Source organism: Nostocoides sp. F2B08 (assembly GCF_009184895.1).
GTDB lineage: Bacteria > Actinomycetota > Actinomycetes > Actinomycetales > Dermatophilaceae > F2B08.
This window is the reverse complement of record NZ_WESE01000009.1, coordinates 46,936-63,621: the sequence shown is the minus strand read 5'-3', so window position 1 is coordinate 63,621 and position 16,686 is coordinate 46,936. Positions and strand designations below refer to the sequence as shown.

Here is a 16,686-nt window from a genome sequence, read left to right as displayed (position 1 = left end):
GGCCCGCAACCGTATGTGATGATCGGGGGTGCACGAGCCTGCCGACTTGGACCGGCTGTGCAAGAACATGGGAAGGATGGATACACCGTGAAGGGTCGCGTTCTCATCGTCGACGACGACTCCTCGCTCGCGGAGATGCTGAGCATCGTCCTGCGCAACGAGGGCCTGGACGTCTCGCACGTCGCCGACGGGTCGGAGGCGGTCGGCGCCTTCCGGACCACGCGCCCCGACCTCGTCCTGCTCGACGTCATGCTGCCCGGGATGGACGGCATGGAGATCTGCCGGCGTATCCGCGCTGAGTCCGGCGTCCCGATCGTCATGCTCACCGCCCGCACCGACACCCACGACGTCGTCGTCGGCCTCGAGAGCGGCGCCGACGACTACATCGTCAAGCCCTTCAAGCCGCAGGAGCTCATCGCCCGGATCCGGGCCCGGCTGCGCCGCGGCGACGAGCCCGAGCCCGAGCAGCTCGAGATCGGCGACCTGACCATCGACGTCGGTGGCCACTCAGTCGCGCGTGACGGCAAGCCGGTCTCGCTCACCCCGCTCGAGTTCGACCTCCTCGTGGCCCTGGCCCGCAAGCCCCGTCAGGTGTTCTCCCGCGAGACCCTCCTCGAGCAGGTCTGGGGATACCGGCACGCCGGCGACACCCGCCTCGTCAACGTCCACGTCCAGCGGCTGCGCAGCAAGATCGAGCACGATCCCGAGAACCCCCAGATCGTCGTGACGGTTCGTGGTGTCGGATACAAAGCCGGATCTGTCTGACCGGGTGACGGTGCTCGCGAGGCGAGCGTCGCATACCGTCCGCCAGGGTCTGCGCCGGCTGACCGGCGTCTGGCGGTCCTCCCTCCAGTTCCGCATCGTCGTCTCGACGATGCTGCTCGGCCTGCTCGTCATCGGCATGATCGGCACCTATCTGTACTCCGCGATCGCCGACGGCCTCGAGGACGACCGGGTCGAGCGATCCCAGCAGCAGGCGCTGTCCCTGACCGCCCAAGCCCAGGGGAGCGTCGACGCCGCCGCGCCCCGCGAAGGCGACGCGCAGAGCCAGCAGGCCTTCGACCTGGTCAACTCCCTCGCCCCGCCCGGCAACGACCAGTCGCTCTCGGTCGTCTTCACCCGCGCCCAGAACAACACCGCCACGACCGTCCTGCCGACCGTCTCCGCCGGCGCGGTCGGCCTGTCCGCCGTCAGCGACGCCCTGCGCGAGTCCGTCGCGGACGACCCGACCCGCCAGCAGACGCAGCTCACCCAGGTGACCATCGACGGCGAGCAGGTGCCGGCCGTCGTCGTCGGATCGCAGATCGACGTGCCCGTCGCCGGACCCTACGACCTGTACTACATCACCCCGATGTACCAGGAACAGGCCACTCTACTACATCACCCCGATGTACCAGGAACAGGCCACTCTCCGGCTCATCTCCAACTCGCTCCTCATCGGCGGCATCGCCCTGATCTTCCTCATCGGCGCCATCGCCTGGCTCGTCGCCCGCCAGGCCGTCACCCCGGTCCGCCGAGCCGCCTCGGTTGCGCAGCGGCTCGAGGCCGGCGATCTCGGCGAGCGCATGCCGGTCAGCGGCGAGGACGACCTCGCCCGCCTCGCGACCTCGTTCAACTCGATGGCCGACAGCCTGCAGACCCAGATCCGCCAGCTCGAGGCGCTCTCGCGGGTCCAGCAGCGCTTCGTCTCCGACGTCTCCCACGAGCTGCGCACGCCCCTGACGACCGTGCGGATGGCCGCCGACCTCATCCACGACTCCCGCCAGGAGTTCACCGTCCCCGTCGCCCGCTCCGCCGAGCTGCTGAGCGGCGAGCTCGACCGCTTCGAGGAGCTGCTCGCCGACCTGCTCGAGATCAGCCGCTTCGACGCCGGCTTCGCCGCGCTCGACACCGAGCCGGTCGACCTCGAGGAGCTCGTCGACCGGGTCGTCCTCGGGGCCCGCCCGCTCGCGGAGCGGCGGGGGAGCGCGCTGATCCTCGAACGCGCCACCGGCGACGCTGAGGCTGACGTCGACCCGCGCCGCGTCGAGCGGATCATCCGCAACCTCGTCGTCAACGCCGTGGAGCACGGCGAGGGCCGGCCGATCTGCATCGCCGTCGAGGGCAACGAGACCGCCGTCGCCGTCCTCGTCGAGGACCACGGCGTCGGCCTGCGCCCCGGCGAGGCCGGGCTGGTCTTCAACCGGTTCTGGCGGGCCGACCCCGCCCGCGCCCGCCACACCGGCGGCACCGGCCTCGGGCTGGCCATCTCGCTCGAGGACGCCCACCTGCACCACGGCTGGCTGCAGGCCTGGGGTATGCCGGGGGAGGGGGCCCGCTTCCGGCTCACCCTCCCGCGCCGCCAGGACCTGCCGATCGGCGAGTCGCCCCTCCCGCTCGTCCCCCGTGGGGTCGAGGAGGACGCCGAGTGAACCCCCTCCACGCCCTTCGGTATGCGGTGGTCCTGGCCGTCTCCATCCTCCTGGCCGGCTGCACGGTCCTCGCGACGGACCCGACGATCCGCCCCGGCCTCGGGGTCGGCCGGACCCAGCCGGACGCCGACCTCCAGGTGGCCCCTCCGGGACCGCGTCCCGGCGCGGAGCCGGCCGAGATCGCAAGCGGCTTCCTCCAGGCGCTCGCCGGCAGCGGCGGGGACTTCGTCACCGCGCGCGAGTTCCTCGTCGGCGATGCCGCCGACACATGGTCGCCCGAGGCCGGCACCGTCGTCTTCGGCGGGGTGGCTCAGCTGACCGACGTGACCGACGTGACCGACGGTGCTGCCGAGGCGACGGAGGAACCGACGGACGAGCCGACTGAGGAACCCACCGACGAACCCACCGACGAACCGACCGAAGAGCCCACCGGGACCGGGCCGGTGCCGCCGCCCGGTCCCGACGAGGTCGTCCTGCGCATCTCGGTTCCGGCCTGGGCCGAGATCGGCCGGGACGGGATGTACCGCGAACTGCCCACCCAGGAGGAGCGGACCACCGACGTCGTCCTGCGACAGAGCGACGGCGAGTGGCGCATACGGCACATCGAGGAGGGTTTCGGGCGCTGGCTGCAGACCGCGGACTTCGAGCGGCTCTACGACCCCTACGCGGTGCACTACGTCTCCACCGGTGAGCGGCAGCTCATCCCGGACATCCGCTACGTGCCGACCGACCGGGTGGCCACCCGCCTGGCCCAGCTGCAGCTCGGCGACACCCCCGGCTACCTGCGCGGTGCCGTGCGCGAGGACATCCCGCCCGACGCCCGCCTGGCCGTCGGTGCGGTGCCGGTCCTCGACGGTGTGGCGACCGTCGACCTGCGCGGCGAGGGGGTCGGCGCGAACCCCACCGCGCGCGCGAACCTCTGGGCGCAGTTCGTCGCCACGCTGACCCAGGTGCGCGGGGTCGACCGCGTCGAGATCACCCTCGAGGGCAGCCCACTCGAGATCCCCGGCGTCGAGGAGGTGCGCTCGCTGAGCGACCTCGGGTTCACCGCACCGCCGACTCCGTCCCGCGTGCCCCCGCTGATCCGACAAGGGACCGCGATCGGGCAGGCGACCCTGCGTCCCCAGCTCGACGACGTGCCCGTCGACGCGGAGCCGGCGCCGCCGAACGATCAGGGCTTCCCGGCCATCGAGCCCGAGTGGCAGGAGCTCGCGCTGTCGTACTCCGGCTCGGAGCTCGCCGGGATCTCCGGTGACGACCTCAGCCGGTGGCGCGAGGAGATCCGCTACGACGTTCCCGGGTTCGCCTCTGACCTGGGGCGGCCGTGCTACGACCGCTACGAGTCGCTGTGGGCCGGCGGGATCGGCGACCTGCTCGCCCGCGACCGGCTGTTCGCCGTCAACGCTGCCGCCTCTCCGGCCGACCCGCTGCGCTCACCGGCGCGGGCCGTGCGGGTCGGCTGGCTCGAGGAGCGCCGCGTCGTCGCGTGCGACGTCTCCCCGCAAGGAACGAGGATCGCCGTCATCAGCACCGCCGAGGACGGCGGGCCCGCGCGGCTCGACATCGGCGCCGTCATCCGCGAGCCCAACGGACTGCCCACGACCGTCGTCGGCCCGCAGAGCGTCGCCGCGCAGTACACGACGGTGACCGACGCCGTCTGGCTCGGGGAGAACTCCCTGGCCATCCTCGGTCGGCCGCGCTCGGTGCCGACCGAGCAGCTCGACGCCGACGGCGAGGCGGTGCCCGGATCGCAGCCCGCGATCCTCACGGTCGGCGGGCGCACGAGCTATCTGCCACCGATCGAGGGTGCCGAGCGGATCACCTCCACCGGCGGCGAACGGAACCTCGTCGTCACCGGGCCCGAGGACCTCATCTATGTGCGGGTCGGCGCCGAGTGGCTGCCGGCCCAGGACCGCGGCTCGGAGGTCATCGTCGCGGCACGGTGACCGTTGCGGGGCCCGCCCCACCTCGTTCCAGCCCCCGGGGCACCCGGGGACGGGGACGCATCGGTCTGCCGACTGAGTCCACACCCGGCGGTGTCGTCGGGTGGGTCGTCCACAGGCCGGAGACAGGGGCTGCGAGCTCGCGGACGGCGAAGGCAGGGTGTGGAGATGTGCTCCACCTGCCTGGCCTCGGTCCGCTTCGAGACCTCGTGTGGCCGGCAGCGTGCGCCGCCTGCGGGGTCGCCGGCCGGGTGCTGTGCCCGCGGTGCGCCCTCGACGTGGCCGCGCAGGCCGACCTCCGGTGGCACTCGCCGACGCCGCCGCCACCGGGCTTCCCGCCGACGCTGACGTGGGGCGGCTATGCCGGGGCGCTGCGGCGGATCGTCGTCGCGCACAAGGACGAGGAGCGCACCGACCTCGAGCCCGTGCTCGCGGCACTGCTCGGGGACGTGGTCGAGGCGGTCATCGATGGCCTCGACGACCCGGTCCTCGTGCCGATGCCCTCCTCGCCTGCCTCGCGCCGAACGAGGGGCCGAGAGCCGCTGCTCGACATCACCCGCCGCATCCGCACCATCCGGCCGGTGCGGATCGCGCCGGTGCTGCGGATCGTGCGCCGGGTGCGTGACCAGGCGGGTCTCGACCACCGCGAGCGACGCGCCAACCTCGCCGGGTCGATGGGCCTGGTGCGCGGCGCAGAGCGCGTCCTCGCAGGTGCGGAGGTGGTTCTCGTCGACGACGTCGTCACGACCGGGGCGACGCTCGCCGAGGCCAGGCGAGCACTGCATACCGAGGGCCTGCGCGGACCCCGCTCGGTGCGCGCGGGAGTGATCTGCGCGACCGCCAGACGGATGTGACCCCAGGCCTACCACCACCCCTGCAAGTGGACTAGCGTCAGGTTATGAAGGTATGCGACGAGAGACCCCGGCAGGGGGTGAGTGGCCGCTAGCGAGGCTTGGCCCGCCGTGACCTCTGGGCAGACGGCCCGGAGCGTGGAGTCCCCCAGCTGCGAAGGAGTTCCCCCGTGGACATTGTCGTGACAGGCCGCCAGACCAACGTCGCCGAGTCGTTCCGCTCGCACGTCGAGGAAAAGGTCGGCAAGGCTGCGATCCTCGCCCCCAAGACCCAACGCATCGAGGTCATGGTGAGCCACGAGCCCAACAGACGACAGTCCAAGGCCGCGGAGCGGATCGAGATCACGTGCTACGGCAAGGGTCCGGTGATCCGGGCCGAGGCCAGCGCCGAGGATCGCTACGCCGCCCTCGACCTGGCCATCGACCGGCTCGTGGAGCGCCTCCGCCGGCGCAACGACCGTCGACGCGTCTCCCGCGGCCACCGCACTCCCGAGTCCGTCGCACAGGCGACCGCCCGCTTCGATGCGACCGTGCTCGAGGGCGAGCTCGGCGAGACCGGCTCCGAGGGCGAGGGGGAGAGCAGCCTCGAGGACCGCTTCGCCGACTCCCCGATCGAGGTCCGCGAGAAGGTCCACGCCAGCGCCCCCATGAACCTGGAGCAGGCACTGCAGGAGATGGAGCTCGTCGGACACGACTTCTACCTGTTCCACGACATCGAGACCGACCGCCCGAGCGTCGTCTACCGCCGCCGCGGCTGGTCCTACGGGGTCATCCACCTTGACGTCAGCGACACCGCCGCTTCGAATGGGTCAGGTTCGGTGAGCCCCGCCCTCGGAGCCGCCGCCTCGTGATCGAGCGGCCGATCCGGGTCGTCATCGCCGACGACCACGTCATGTACCGCCGTGCGCTGCGTCTCGTGCTCGCGCTCGACGGTGACATCGTGGTCGTCGGCGAGGCCGGCGACGGCTACACGGCCGTCGACGTCGTCGCCTCCGCGCGACCCGACGTCGTCGTCATGGATCTGCAGATGCCGCGACTCGGCGGTGTCGACGCCATCCGCGCTCTCACCGATCAGGTGCCCGACGCGCGGATCATCCTCGCGACGATGTCCGACGCGCGCGAGGACATCCTCCCCGCGTTCGAGGCCGGCGCCCACGGTTGCGTCACCAAGGACCTGCCGGGTGACCGCCTGGCCGAGGCGATCCGGGCGGTGCGTCGCGGGGAGGTCTACTTCTCGCCGGCCGTCGCCGCATGCCTGCTGCACCCCGCCGTCAACCAGTCCGCGGCTGGCGCCGACCGGCTCGAGCTCGACGAGCGCGAGGAGCTCGTCCTGCAGCGACTGGCGCGCGGCGAGCGGACCGCCCAGATCGCCTCCGGGATGGGGATCGCCGAGAGCACGATCCGGCACCTGCTCGTCACGATCAACGACCGCATCCGCGCCGCAGCACGCGGCGCCGGGCAGGCCGGACACGGAGGTCCGAGCCCGGCGAGCTCGTGAGCGAGCGCATCTCGGCCGCCGCCGCGCGGCGCATCGCCATCGCGGCCCAAGGTCTCGCCCGGCCGCGCCCGCAGCCCTGGGCGACGACGACCCGTGACCTGCAGCGGGTCGTCCGCGACGTCCGGATCGTCCAGATCGACAGCGTCAACGTCCTCACCCGCAGCCACTACCTGCCGTTCTTCTCCCGCCTCGGGCCCTATGACACGGCGCTGCTGGACCGGATGCGCGACGTCGCGCCGCGCCGGCTCGTCGAGTACTGGGCGCACGAGGCGAGCCTGATCCCGCCCGAGCTGTGGCCGCTGTTCCGCTTCCGTATGGACAAGGCCCACAGCGAGTCGTGGGGGTGGATGCAGCGTGCCGCCCGCGAGCACCCGCACCTCGTCGAGTCGGTGCGCGCCGAGGTCGCCGCCGCCGGTCCGATCACCGCGCGCGGGCTCGAGGCCGTGCTCGCGCACGACCACGACCGTCCCCGCGAGGACTGGGGCTGGAACTGGTCGCTCGTCAAGCGCGTCGTCGAGCACCTGTTCTGGGCCGGCGAGATCGCCTCGGCCGGGCGCACGGCACAGTTCGAGCGGCGGTATGCGCTGCCCGAGCGCATCTTCCCGCCGCACCTGCGTGGGCTGGTCGAGGAGCGCATCGAGCCGTGGCAGGCGTTCGAGCGCCTCATCGACCTCGCCGGTCGCGCCCACGGCATCGGCACCGAGCTGTGCCTGCGGGACTACGCGCGTCTCCGCCCTGCGCAGGCTCGTCCGGCGCTCGAGTCCCTGGTCGACCAGGGTGTGCTCCGCCCGGTCTCCGTCGACGGGTGGGCGCGCACCGCATACCTCCACCGCGAAGCGCGCCGACCTCGGTCGGTGCATACGCGCGCCCTCCTCAGCCCGTTCGACTCGTTGGTGTGGCAGCGCGAGCGCGTGCAGGCGCTGTTCGACTTCACCTATCGGATCGAGATCTACACACCGGCGGAGAAGCGGGTGCACGGGTACTACGTGCTGCCGTTCCTGCTCGGCGACGAGCTGGTCGGGCGTGTCGACCTGAAGTCCGATCGGGCCGATGGCGTGCTCCGGATCCAGCGGGTGACCTGGGAGGACGGGCGCGGCGGTGCAGCGGACCGGGCCGAGCTCGACGCCGAGCTGGACCTCATGGCGGACTGGCTCAGGCTCAGTGAAGTTCGGAATGCGTCGCCTATCGAGTCGAGGACTGCTGAATCCGGTGCCTGAGAGCCATTGACGTCAGTGATCCGGAATCGAGAGAATCCGGACCATCGCGCAACGGTGCGCTCGACAGGAGGGTGTCCATGTCCGGATCCAGTCACTCGTCCGGGAGCGCACCGCGCCGCCGCCGTCCGATCACCCGGCGGCAGTTCCTCGACGGCATGGCGATCGGTGCCGCCGGCCTCGCCGCCGCAGCAGCGTCCCCGGGGATGACCGGCGCCCAGGCGGCCGTCATGAGCAGGCCGATCCCGCCGCAGCCGATCCCACCCGGGTACTACCCGCCGCGCTCGACCGGCATCACCGGCCAGCCGGACGGCGTCATCGACGGCATCGTCCAGATCGACGGCTTCCCCAACCCGACCGACGTCCACGACGCCTCCGGCGGCCCGGGCATCAAGCGGCCCGCCTTCAACACCGGCGAGACCTACGACGTCGTCATCGTCGGCGCCGGCGTCAGCGGCCTGGCCGCCGCGAAGTACTACCGTGACCGCTTCGGCCCCGACGCGAAGATCCTCCTCGTCGACCCACTGCCGGACTTCGGCGGCCACGCGCACCGCAACGAGTTCCTCACCCCCAACGCCGCCACCGGATCCGACGTCCTGATGCTGCGGACGGGCGGTGCGGTCAACCTCGACAGCCCGTACACGTGGAGCGAGACCTCCGGCGCGTTCCTCGACGTGCCCCCGAGCGACGCCGCGCTCGACATTCTCGACTACCTCGGTGTCGACCTGACCGCATTCCCGAGCACGAGCGGTCCGGGGACGCCGACGGCGACCTACGGGCTGGCCGGCTACCTGCTCTTCCCGCGCGAGGAGTGGGGGAGCGACTCGGTGCAGCGGGTTCGCGGGTTGCCCGGCGAGAGCAACACCGAGGCCGGCTGGCAGGCCTTCGTCGACCGCCTGCCGTACTCGCAGGCCGCGAAGGACGCGATCGTCCGGATCCAGACCGACACGACGACCGACTGGATCGCCCTCAAGCACGGTCCGGGCATGACACCCGAGCAGCGCGTGCACCTGCTGACGACGATCTCCTACAAGCAGTGGCTCATGGACTACCTCGGCGCACCGGAGGAGGCGATCCGCGAGTACCAGCGCGGCTCGCACAGCCTGCTCGGCGCCGGCGCCCAGGTCACCTCGGCCGTCGACAACTGGCTGCTCGAGCGCCCCGGCTTCTCCGAGGCTCTCGGGCTGCCCGATCCGACCGGGCTCGCCGACAACGGCTTTCCCGGCATCGGTCGCACCCCGCAGATGGGCTGGCGGTCTGGCACGAACCTGCCTGGCAGCCGCGCCTGGCCCGACGGTAACGCCTCGGTGGCCCGGCTCCTCGTCAGCCGCCTCATCCCGCAGACCTTCCCCGACGGCCAGCCGAATGTCGAGAACGTCGTCACCGCCCGCTGCGACTACACCCGACTCGACCAGTCGGGCAGCCCGGTGCGACTGCGGCTCAACAGCCTCGTCTACCGGGTCATCCCGGGTGGCGCCCGCGGCGGCATTGCGAAGGTCGAGTACCAGGACACCCGCACCGGCGGCACCCACTTCGTCCACGCCCGCCACGTCATCATGGCGTGCTGGCACCGGGTCACCGCGCAGGTCGTCCAGGGCCTTCCGCGTCAGCAGGTCGAGGACCTCAGCTATGCCCGCAAGGTGCCGCTGATCTACGCCCGCGCGTCACTGAACAACTGGCAGGCATTCGCCGACTCCGCGGTGAGCAGCATCTCGCCACGCGGCAACAGCCAGCTCTGGGACAGCATCAACCTGACGATGGGCCAGCGCTTCGGCTCGGTCTACGGACCGACGCCGAACAGCCCCGACCAGCCGGCGATCCTCAACTTCAACCTGGTCGCCACCGGGCATGACACGACCCCGCAGCTCGGCGCCTACGAGGTGGGCCGGCAGAAGCTCCTCGAGCTCTCCTTCGAGGAGCTCGAGGCCGGGCTCTACGACATGATCGACCGCACGGTGAACGCGAGGGGCGGCGACTTCGACCCCGAACGGGACGTCGACGAGATCATGATCAACCGGTGGAACTACGGCTATGCCCACGAGCTCACTTCGCTCTGGGACCCCTCGCTCTACGGGCCCTACGCGGACCAGCCGCAGCGTCGGGCGATCGCCCCGTTCCGCAACATCACGATCGCCAACAGCGACTCGCAGGCCTTCGCCTACTTCCACTCCGCGGTGCAGGAGGGGTTCCGGGCGGTGCAGGACCTGCCGAGCCGGTAGCCGACGGGTCGGGCTTGGCTAGGGCAGCCGCACCCAGTGGCGCGCGTCGTCGTAGGTCCCGTCGGCGCGCGCACAGAACTGCGGCTCCCGGCCCCACTCGGTGAAGCCTGCGCGCTCGAGCACCCGCGCGCTGGCGACGTTGTCGCCGACGCTGAGCGCGGTCAGCCGCCGCAGGCCGCGTCCGCCGTCCGCCTGCGCCCGGAACGCGTATGCGGTGAGCAGCTCCATCGCCTGGCTCGCCACCCCGCGCCCCCGGGCGGAGGGGAACAGGAAGTAGCCCGCCTCGGCGCTGCCCTCCTCCTGGCCCCGGTCGATGAGCACGACGTTCCCGAGTGCCCGGTCGGTCTGCGCGTCGACGATGCACCAGTGCGTCGCGTCCCCGAAGGCCGCCTGTTCCCGCTTGCGCAGCAGCCAGTGTGCGAAGGTGTCCCTCGTCGGCTCCGCGCCCCTCGGCATGAAGTGGGAGGGGGAGTCGCCCGGCTCGACCGCGTCGACGTCACTCTCGCACCATGGCCGCAGCCGGATGCCGTCGCCGGCGAGCGGCACCGGCTCCCACCACGGGGTCGCCGGACGGGTGACGTCGTCGTCGCGGCCGACGCTGGCGTTCCAGGACTCGAGGGCCTCGCCACGGTGCGCAAGGTGGCCGGGGATGACGCCGTGGTACGTGAAGCCGCACGCGTGCGCCACCCGCCACGAGGCGAAGTTGCCGCGGTTGGCCTGCCAGTGCATCCGCACGCCACCCCGGTCCCACCACCAGCGCGTGGCGAGCCGCAGCGCGGCCGCCATCAGTCCTCGCCCCCGCGCCTCTGGATGCAGGCCGAAGCCGATGACGCCGATGCCGGCCGCCTGCGGGCGGACGTCGATCGTCCCGAGGTAGGTAGGCGTGTCGGTTCCCTCGGTCAACGCCCACAGGAAGGGGCCCTTGGTGGACTCCCAGCCGGCCCGGATGCCCTCGAACCACGTCAGGGCGTCCTTCTCGGTGTAGGGAGAGGGCACCGTGGTCCAACGGACCGACTCGGGGTCGACGGACTGCTCCACCATCCGGGGCACGTCCGCATCGGCATGCGCGCGCAGCACCACGCGGCCGTCGGTCAGCACGGGCACACAGTCGGGGAACGAGGCGGTCGCCGAGTCCGGCGAAGGGTCGGTCGCGGTCACGCGCTCACTCAACCACTCTGCACCGACTTCGGACCAGCGGGTATGCGCGGGTGGGCCGATCATGGAACGTGCGCCCCGCATACCTCGTTTGCCACTGTCGACTAACCTTGGTTGGTCGGCCCCCGGTGGCCGCCCCGACCGTTTCCGTGCATTGCCGTCCCCAGAGGTGAGTTCGTGCCCAAGCTGTTCGAGAAGTTGCTTCGCGCCGGTGAGGGTCGCCAGGTCAAGCGGCTCGAGGGCGTCGCCGCCCAGGTCAACGCCATCGAGGACGACTTCGAGCGGATGACCGACGCCGAGCTGCGCGGCGAGACCGACAAGTTCAAGGCCCGTCTCGCCGACGGCGAAACACTCGACAAGCTTCTCCCCGAGGCCTTCGCCGCGGTCCGCGAGGCGAGCAAGCGCACCCTCCACAAGCGCCACTTCGACGTCCAGATCATGGGCGGCGCGGCCCTGCACATGGGCAACGTCGCCGAGATGAAGACCGGTGAGGGCAAGACCCTCGTCGCAACCCTGCCGAGCTATCTCAACGCGCTCACCGGCAAGGGCGTGCACGTCGTCACCGTCAACGACTACCTCGCCGCCTACCAGTCCGAGCTGATGGGCCGCATCCACCGCGCCCTCGGCCTCGAGACCGGCGTCATCCTCGCGAGGATGACCCCCGAGCAGCGCCGCGCGGAGTACGCCAAGGACATCACCTACGGCACGAACAACGAGTTCGGCTTCGACTACCTGCGCGACAACATGGCGTGGAGCCCGGCGGAGCTCGTCCAGCGCGGCCACAACTTCGCCATCGTCGACGAGGTCGACTCGATCCTCATCGACGAGGCCCGCACGCCGCTGATCATCTCCGGCCCGGCCGACCAGCCGACGAAGTGGTACGTCGAGTTCGCCAAGCTCGTCCAGCGCCTCGAGCGCGGCGAGCAGGAGTCCGGCCAGGGCGACTACGAGGTCGACGAGAAGAAGCGCACCGTCGGCGTCCTCGAGTCCGGCATCGAGAAGGTCGAGGACTGGCTCGGCATCGACAACCTCTACGAGTCGGCCAACACCCCGCTGATCGGCTACCTCAACAACGCCCTGCGGGCCAAGGAGCTCTACCACAAGGACAAGGACTACGTGATCATCGACGGCGAGATCCTCATCGTCGACGAGCACACCGGCCGCATGCTCGCGGGCCGTCGCTACAACGAGGGCATGCACCAGGCGATCGAGGCCAAAGAGGGCGTCGAGATCAAGAACGAGAACCAGACGCTCGCGACGATCACCCTCCAGAACTACTTCCGCATGTACGACAAGCTCTCCGGCATGACCGGAACCGCCCAGACCGAGGCCGCCGAGCTCAACTCGATCTACAACCTGGGCGTCCTCTCGATCCCGACCAACAAGGACATGATCCGGGCCGACCAGGCCGACCTCGTGTACCGGACCGAGGAGGCCAAGTACAAGGCCGTCGTCGAGGACATCGTCGAGCGCCACGCCACCGGCCAGCCGATCCTCGTCGGCACCGTCTCGGTCGAGAAGAGCGAGTACCTCTCCGAACAGCTGCGCCGTCGCGGCGTCCCGCACGAGGTCCTCAACGCCAAGCAGCACGAGCGGGAGGCCGCCATCGTCGCCCAGGCCGGCCGCAAGGGCGCCGTCACCGTCGCGACCAACATGGCCGGTCGAGGCACCGACATCATGCTCGGCGGCAACTCCGAGTTCACCGCCGTCGCGACGCTCAAGCAGCGCGGCCTCGACCCGGTCGAGACGCCGGAGGACTACGAGGCGGCCTGGGACGACGCGCTCGCCGCAGCCGAGGCGTCGGTGGCCGCCGAGCACGACGAGGTCACCAAGCTCGGCGGACTGTATGTGCTGGGCACCGAGCGCCACGAGTCCCGCCGGATCGACAACCAGCTCCGCGGACGCTCCGGCCGCCAGGGCGACCCCGGAGAGTCGCGGTTCTACCTGTCCCTGCAGGACAGCCTCATGCGCCGCTTCAACGCCGGCATCGTCGACCGCGTCATGTCCACGTCGGGTCTGGGTGAGGAGGCCCTCGAGTCCAAGGTCGTCTCCCGCTCGATCGCGTCGGCGCAGAGCCAGGTCGAGGCGCAGAACTACGAGATCCGCAAGAACATCCTCAAGTACGACGACGTGCTCAACCGGCAGCGGACCGTCATCTACGAGCAGCGCCGCCGGGTCCTCGAGGGCGAGGACCTCGAGGAGCAGATGCGGTTCTTCGTCAACGACGTCATCGAGAGCTACATCAACGCCGAGACGGCCGAGGGCTTCGCCGAGGACTGGGACCTCGACCGGCTGTGGCAGGCACTCAAGAGCCTGTACCCAGTCACGGTCACCCAGGAGCAGATCGCCGAGGCGAGTGGCGGTTCGATCAGCCGCGATGCGCTGAGGGAGGAGATCCTCTCCGACGCGCACCACGCATACGACGAGCGCGAGCGCACCCTCACACCCGACGTGATGCGCCAGGTCGAGCGGCGGGTCATGCTCTCGGTCCTGGACCGCAAGTGGCGCGAGCACCTCTACGAGATGGACTACCTCAAGGAGGGCATCGGCCTCCGGGCGATGGCCCAGCGCGACCCGCTCGTGGAATACCAGCGCGAGGGGTTCCACATGTGGAACACCATGCTCGAGTCGGTCAAGGAGGAGGCCGTCCGGCTCGTCTTCAACGCCGAGGTGGCCGTGCCCGAGACCCCGGCCGCCACGGTCGGTGCGGCTCCGCAGAGCGCTGCCGCGCTGCTCGCCGGCCTGGCCAAGGCCGACGGTGCTCCGCCCGAGGAGGCCGCGGCCGCGGAGCGGGAGGCTGCTCAGCACGTCGGCGAGGAGGCCGAGCCCGAGAAGGTCGCTGCCGGTGTCGGCGCTGGGGCTGTTGGTGCTGGTGGTGCGGCTGGGGCCGATGGTGCGGCACCGGACGTCGAGATCCGGGCGCCGGGGCTGCAGGCGGGTCCGCGTCAGGAGCGACTGCACTACTCGGCGCCTGACGAGACCGGCGGTGTCAGTGAGCGCGACGTGACGGCGCTGCACGGCGGCAAGGCGGACCTCTCCGAGGAGCAGATGGAGGGCGTGGGCAAGAACGCGCCGTGCCCTTGCGGTTCAGGCAAGAAGTTCAAGATGTGCCACGGCAAGGAGCGTGCCAAGGCGGGCCGCTGAGGTACGTTGACCTGCGACTTCGTCGCTGAGGACGCTGTCGGGTAGGTCTGTCAGACCCCTGCTCTAGCGTGTTTTCCATGAGCGATGGAGCTGCCGACGCAGGGGTGCTGGACGTGGTCCTCCCGGACGCGCCCGATGCCGCGCACGGCGACTCCTCCGACCCAGAGGAGGCCGCGTTCGGAGTCCTGAAGTCGGTGCAGGACTCGATCGGCGTGTGCTCCGTGCCGACCGGCGACCGCTCGGCTGCCGAGTGGATGGCCCTGGTCGCCGAGTGCGGCAAGGCGATGACGGTCCTCTCGGCCGCCCGCGATGCTGCGATGGTGCGGCTGGCGGCCATCGACGAGGTCGTCGATGACGATGGCGTGGTGTCCGAGCAGGTCAACGGCCTCGGCACGGTCTGTGTCGATGCCGGGTCCATGGTGGCTGCCGCCACCGGGTGTTCGCCTGGTTTCGCGGAGGAGCTCGTCAGCCAGGCCGTGATCCGCGTCGTCCGAGTCCCCGCGCTGCACGAGGCGATGCTGTCCGGCCTGCTCGACGACTACTCGGCCCGGTGCATCGCGTCCGAGCTGGCGGATGCCCCGATCGACATCGCACGGGCGGTGGTCGAGGCGCTGGCCAAGGACTTCGGGGTCCGCTCCGGTCCGGCGCTCCGGCGCCGCACCCGCGAGCTGCTCTTCAAGATGGCACCAGAGCTGCTCCGTAGGCGCATCGCCGCCGCCCGCAAGAAGATCGGCCTCCGCCGGTGGGTCGGCGAGCCCGGCACCGACCAGTGGGGCGGGACCTTCGCGTCCGAGCGGGCAGCCACGGCGTGGGCCGCTGTGGACGCCCTGGCTCGGCGGTACCGCACCGAGGACACGTACCCCACGCTCGAGATGGCCCGGGCCTATGCGCTCCTCGATCTCGTCCACGGCAAGGCCTCGGTCACAACGGTTCTCAGTCTCACGGTCCCCGCCGCTGAGGTCGACGACGACGGTGCTGCGACCGAGGAGGAGGCTACCGACGCCGAGGCCTCCGGCCGTCGTCGACGAGCGAGCGCCGAGTCCATGGCTGGACGCGTCACTCGGTCGCGGAGTCGGCGCCGGGGGAGCCGCTCGGCGGTGCCTGGCGCGGCGCACCCAGAAGCGGGCGAGCCATCGCCCGACGAGCCATCGCCTGACGAGCTGGCTGCCGAAGGCCCAGCATCTGGCGCCGGTGCCTCAGGCCTGCGGCCCGCCGGAGAGGAGAGCTCTGACGAGTTCGCCTCCTGCGAGCAGGCTCGTGGCGCTGCGCCGTCAGACCCCTCAGTTGACACGTCGGCCGCGGACCTGTCGCACTCTGCCGCCGTCGGTAGCGCCGACTCCCGAGACGTCGACCGCTTCGTCGCGGTGTCGGGAGCCCAGGGCGGCTCCCTGACCTGGGTTCCGCGGTGGGCGCTGCCGCCGACCGATGAACCCGCAGGGTGTCGTCCGCCCCTCCGAGAGTGCCACCCACTGACTGGGGCCCTCATCGACCCTGACGACGCGCTGAGGTCGGAGGCATACACACCCGGCGAGCGGCTCAAACGCCTGATCCGGGCCCGTGACGGACGCTGCCGCTTCCCCGGCTGCACCGTTCCCCCGAGGTCCTGCGACATCGACCACGTCCAAGCGTGGCCACGCGGTCCGACCTCGGCTGCCAACCTCATGTGCCTGTGTCGGCGACATCATCGGGTCAAGCAGCGCATGCGATGGCGCGTGATCATCGGTGACGGCGCGACGGTGACCTGGACCGACCCCGCCGGTCACGTGCATGCCACCGAGCCCGTCGATCACCTCGGGTCTCACGAAGTTCGCAGCACTCGACTGCGTCATGCCGACGAGTTGGTCGAGCGAGACGATCTGGTCGGGGGCGCCCCACCACCGACAGGCGCGGTGCCCGAGCGCCGGCCGTGGCTCGAGAGCCCGGCGGAGGCCGTCGCCGGCGTGAGGGCAGAGCACTCGGTGGGGGCCGTGGCGCGGGAGCTTCGGGAGCTACGCCGCCACTCGCGGCGTCAGCCGAACCCGTTCGAGGATCGGCCCGAGCGGTGCCCCGTCGTTGAGCCGACGGTTCGGCGGGCTGGGTCGCGGTGCGGTTACATGGATCTGCACCCGTACGTCGAGGGCACGGCCGTGGCGGTCGAGCTGGCTGACGAGTATGTCGGTCAGCACGGTGACTTAGGCGATGCCCCGCTGATGGATACGAGCGAGGCCGGGCCGGCCGATGACCGGCCACCTTTCTAGGTGCTGTCTTGGTG

11 protein-coding genes are annotated in these 16,686 nt (G+C 71.1%); 10 read left to right on the top strand and 1 reads right to left on the bottom strand.

Features of this window, described 5'->3' with window-relative positions; genetic code table 11:
• The first annotated feature begins 87 nt into the window (after positions 1-87).
• From mtrA to GA707_RS16720, 8 genes are all read left to right on the top strand, one after another.
• The gene (mtrA, locus tag GA707_RS16755; RefSeq protein WP_152179600.1) at positions 88-765 is read left to right on the top strand and encodes an MtrAB system response regulator MtrA; all 678 of its coding nucleotides are present in this window, start codon (positions 88-90) and stop codon (positions 763-765) included.
• A 623-nt stretch (positions 766-1,388) separates the two neighbouring features.
• The gene (gene mtrB / locus GA707_RS16750; protein ID WP_226963891.1) at positions 1,389-2,411 is read left to right on the top strand and encodes an MtrAB system histidine kinase MtrB; all 1,023 of its coding nucleotides are present in this window, start codon (positions 1,389-1,391) and stop codon (positions 2,409-2,411) included.
• Positions 2,408-4,357 (top strand): LpqB family beta-propeller domain-containing protein, encoded by a 1,950-nt coding sequence (locus GA707_RS16745; protein WP_152179599.1) that lies wholly within the window; start codon positions 2,408-2,410, stop codon positions 4,355-4,357. The genes mtrB and GA707_RS16745 overlap by 4 nt, the downstream gene beginning before the upstream one ends.
• A gap of 167 nt (positions 4,358-4,524) precedes the next feature.
• Positions 4,525-5,208: a ComF family protein gene (locus GA707_RS16740; RefSeq protein WP_152179598.1), complete on the top strand. Its 684-nt coding sequence runs from the start codon at positions 4,525-4,527 to the stop codon at positions 5,206-5,208.
• A 167-nt stretch (positions 5,209-5,375) separates the two neighbouring features.
• Positions 5,376-6,056, top strand: a complete 681-nt coding sequence (gene hpf / locus GA707_RS16735; RefSeq protein WP_152179597.1) for a ribosome hibernation-promoting factor, HPF/YfiA family — start codon at positions 5,376-5,378, stop codon at positions 6,054-6,056.
• Positions 6,053-6,703, top strand: coding sequence for a response regulator transcription factor (locus tag GA707_RS16730; RefSeq protein WP_152179596.1), 651 nt, complete (start codon positions 6,053-6,055; stop codon positions 6,701-6,703). Before hpf ends, GA707_RS16730 begins: the two co-directional genes overlap by 4 nt.
• Complete coding sequence (locus tag GA707_RS16725; protein WP_226963890.1) at positions 6,700-7,920, top strand: winged helix-turn-helix domain-containing protein; 1,221 nt, start codon at positions 6,700-6,702, stop codon at positions 7,918-7,920. Before GA707_RS16730 ends, GA707_RS16725 begins: the two co-directional genes overlap by 4 nt.
• A 77-nt stretch (positions 7,921-7,997) precedes the next feature.
• Positions 7,998-10,136, top strand: coding sequence for an NAD(P)-binding protein (locus tag GA707_RS16720; RefSeq protein ID WP_152179595.1), 2,139 nt, complete (start codon positions 7,998-8,000; stop codon positions 10,134-10,136).
• An 18-nt stretch (positions 10,137-10,154) separates the two neighbouring features.
• Here GA707_RS16720 and GA707_RS16715 read toward each other — a convergent pair whose 3' ends face one another.
• Positions 10,155-11,294 (bottom strand): GNAT family N-acetyltransferase, encoded by a 1,140-nt coding sequence (locus GA707_RS16715; RefSeq protein ID WP_193315385.1) that lies wholly within the window; start codon positions 11,292-11,294, stop codon positions 10,155-10,157.
• Positions 11,295-11,468: 174 nt separating this feature from the next.
• Between GA707_RS16715 and secA the strand changes: the two genes are divergently transcribed.
• Together secA and GA707_RS16705 are read left to right on the top strand one after the other, a co-directional pair.
• Positions 11,469-14,435, top strand: a complete 2,967-nt coding sequence (gene secA / locus GA707_RS16710) for a preprotein translocase subunit SecA (RefSeq protein ID WP_152179593.1) — start codon at positions 11,469-11,471, stop codon at positions 14,433-14,435.
• A 77-nt stretch (positions 14,436-14,512) separates the two neighbouring features.
• Entirely contained in the window at positions 14,513-16,672 is a 2,160-nt protein-coding gene (locus GA707_RS16705; protein ID WP_152179592.1) for an HNH endonuclease signature motif containing protein, read from the top strand.
• Positions 16,673-16,686 lie beyond the last annotated feature (14 nt).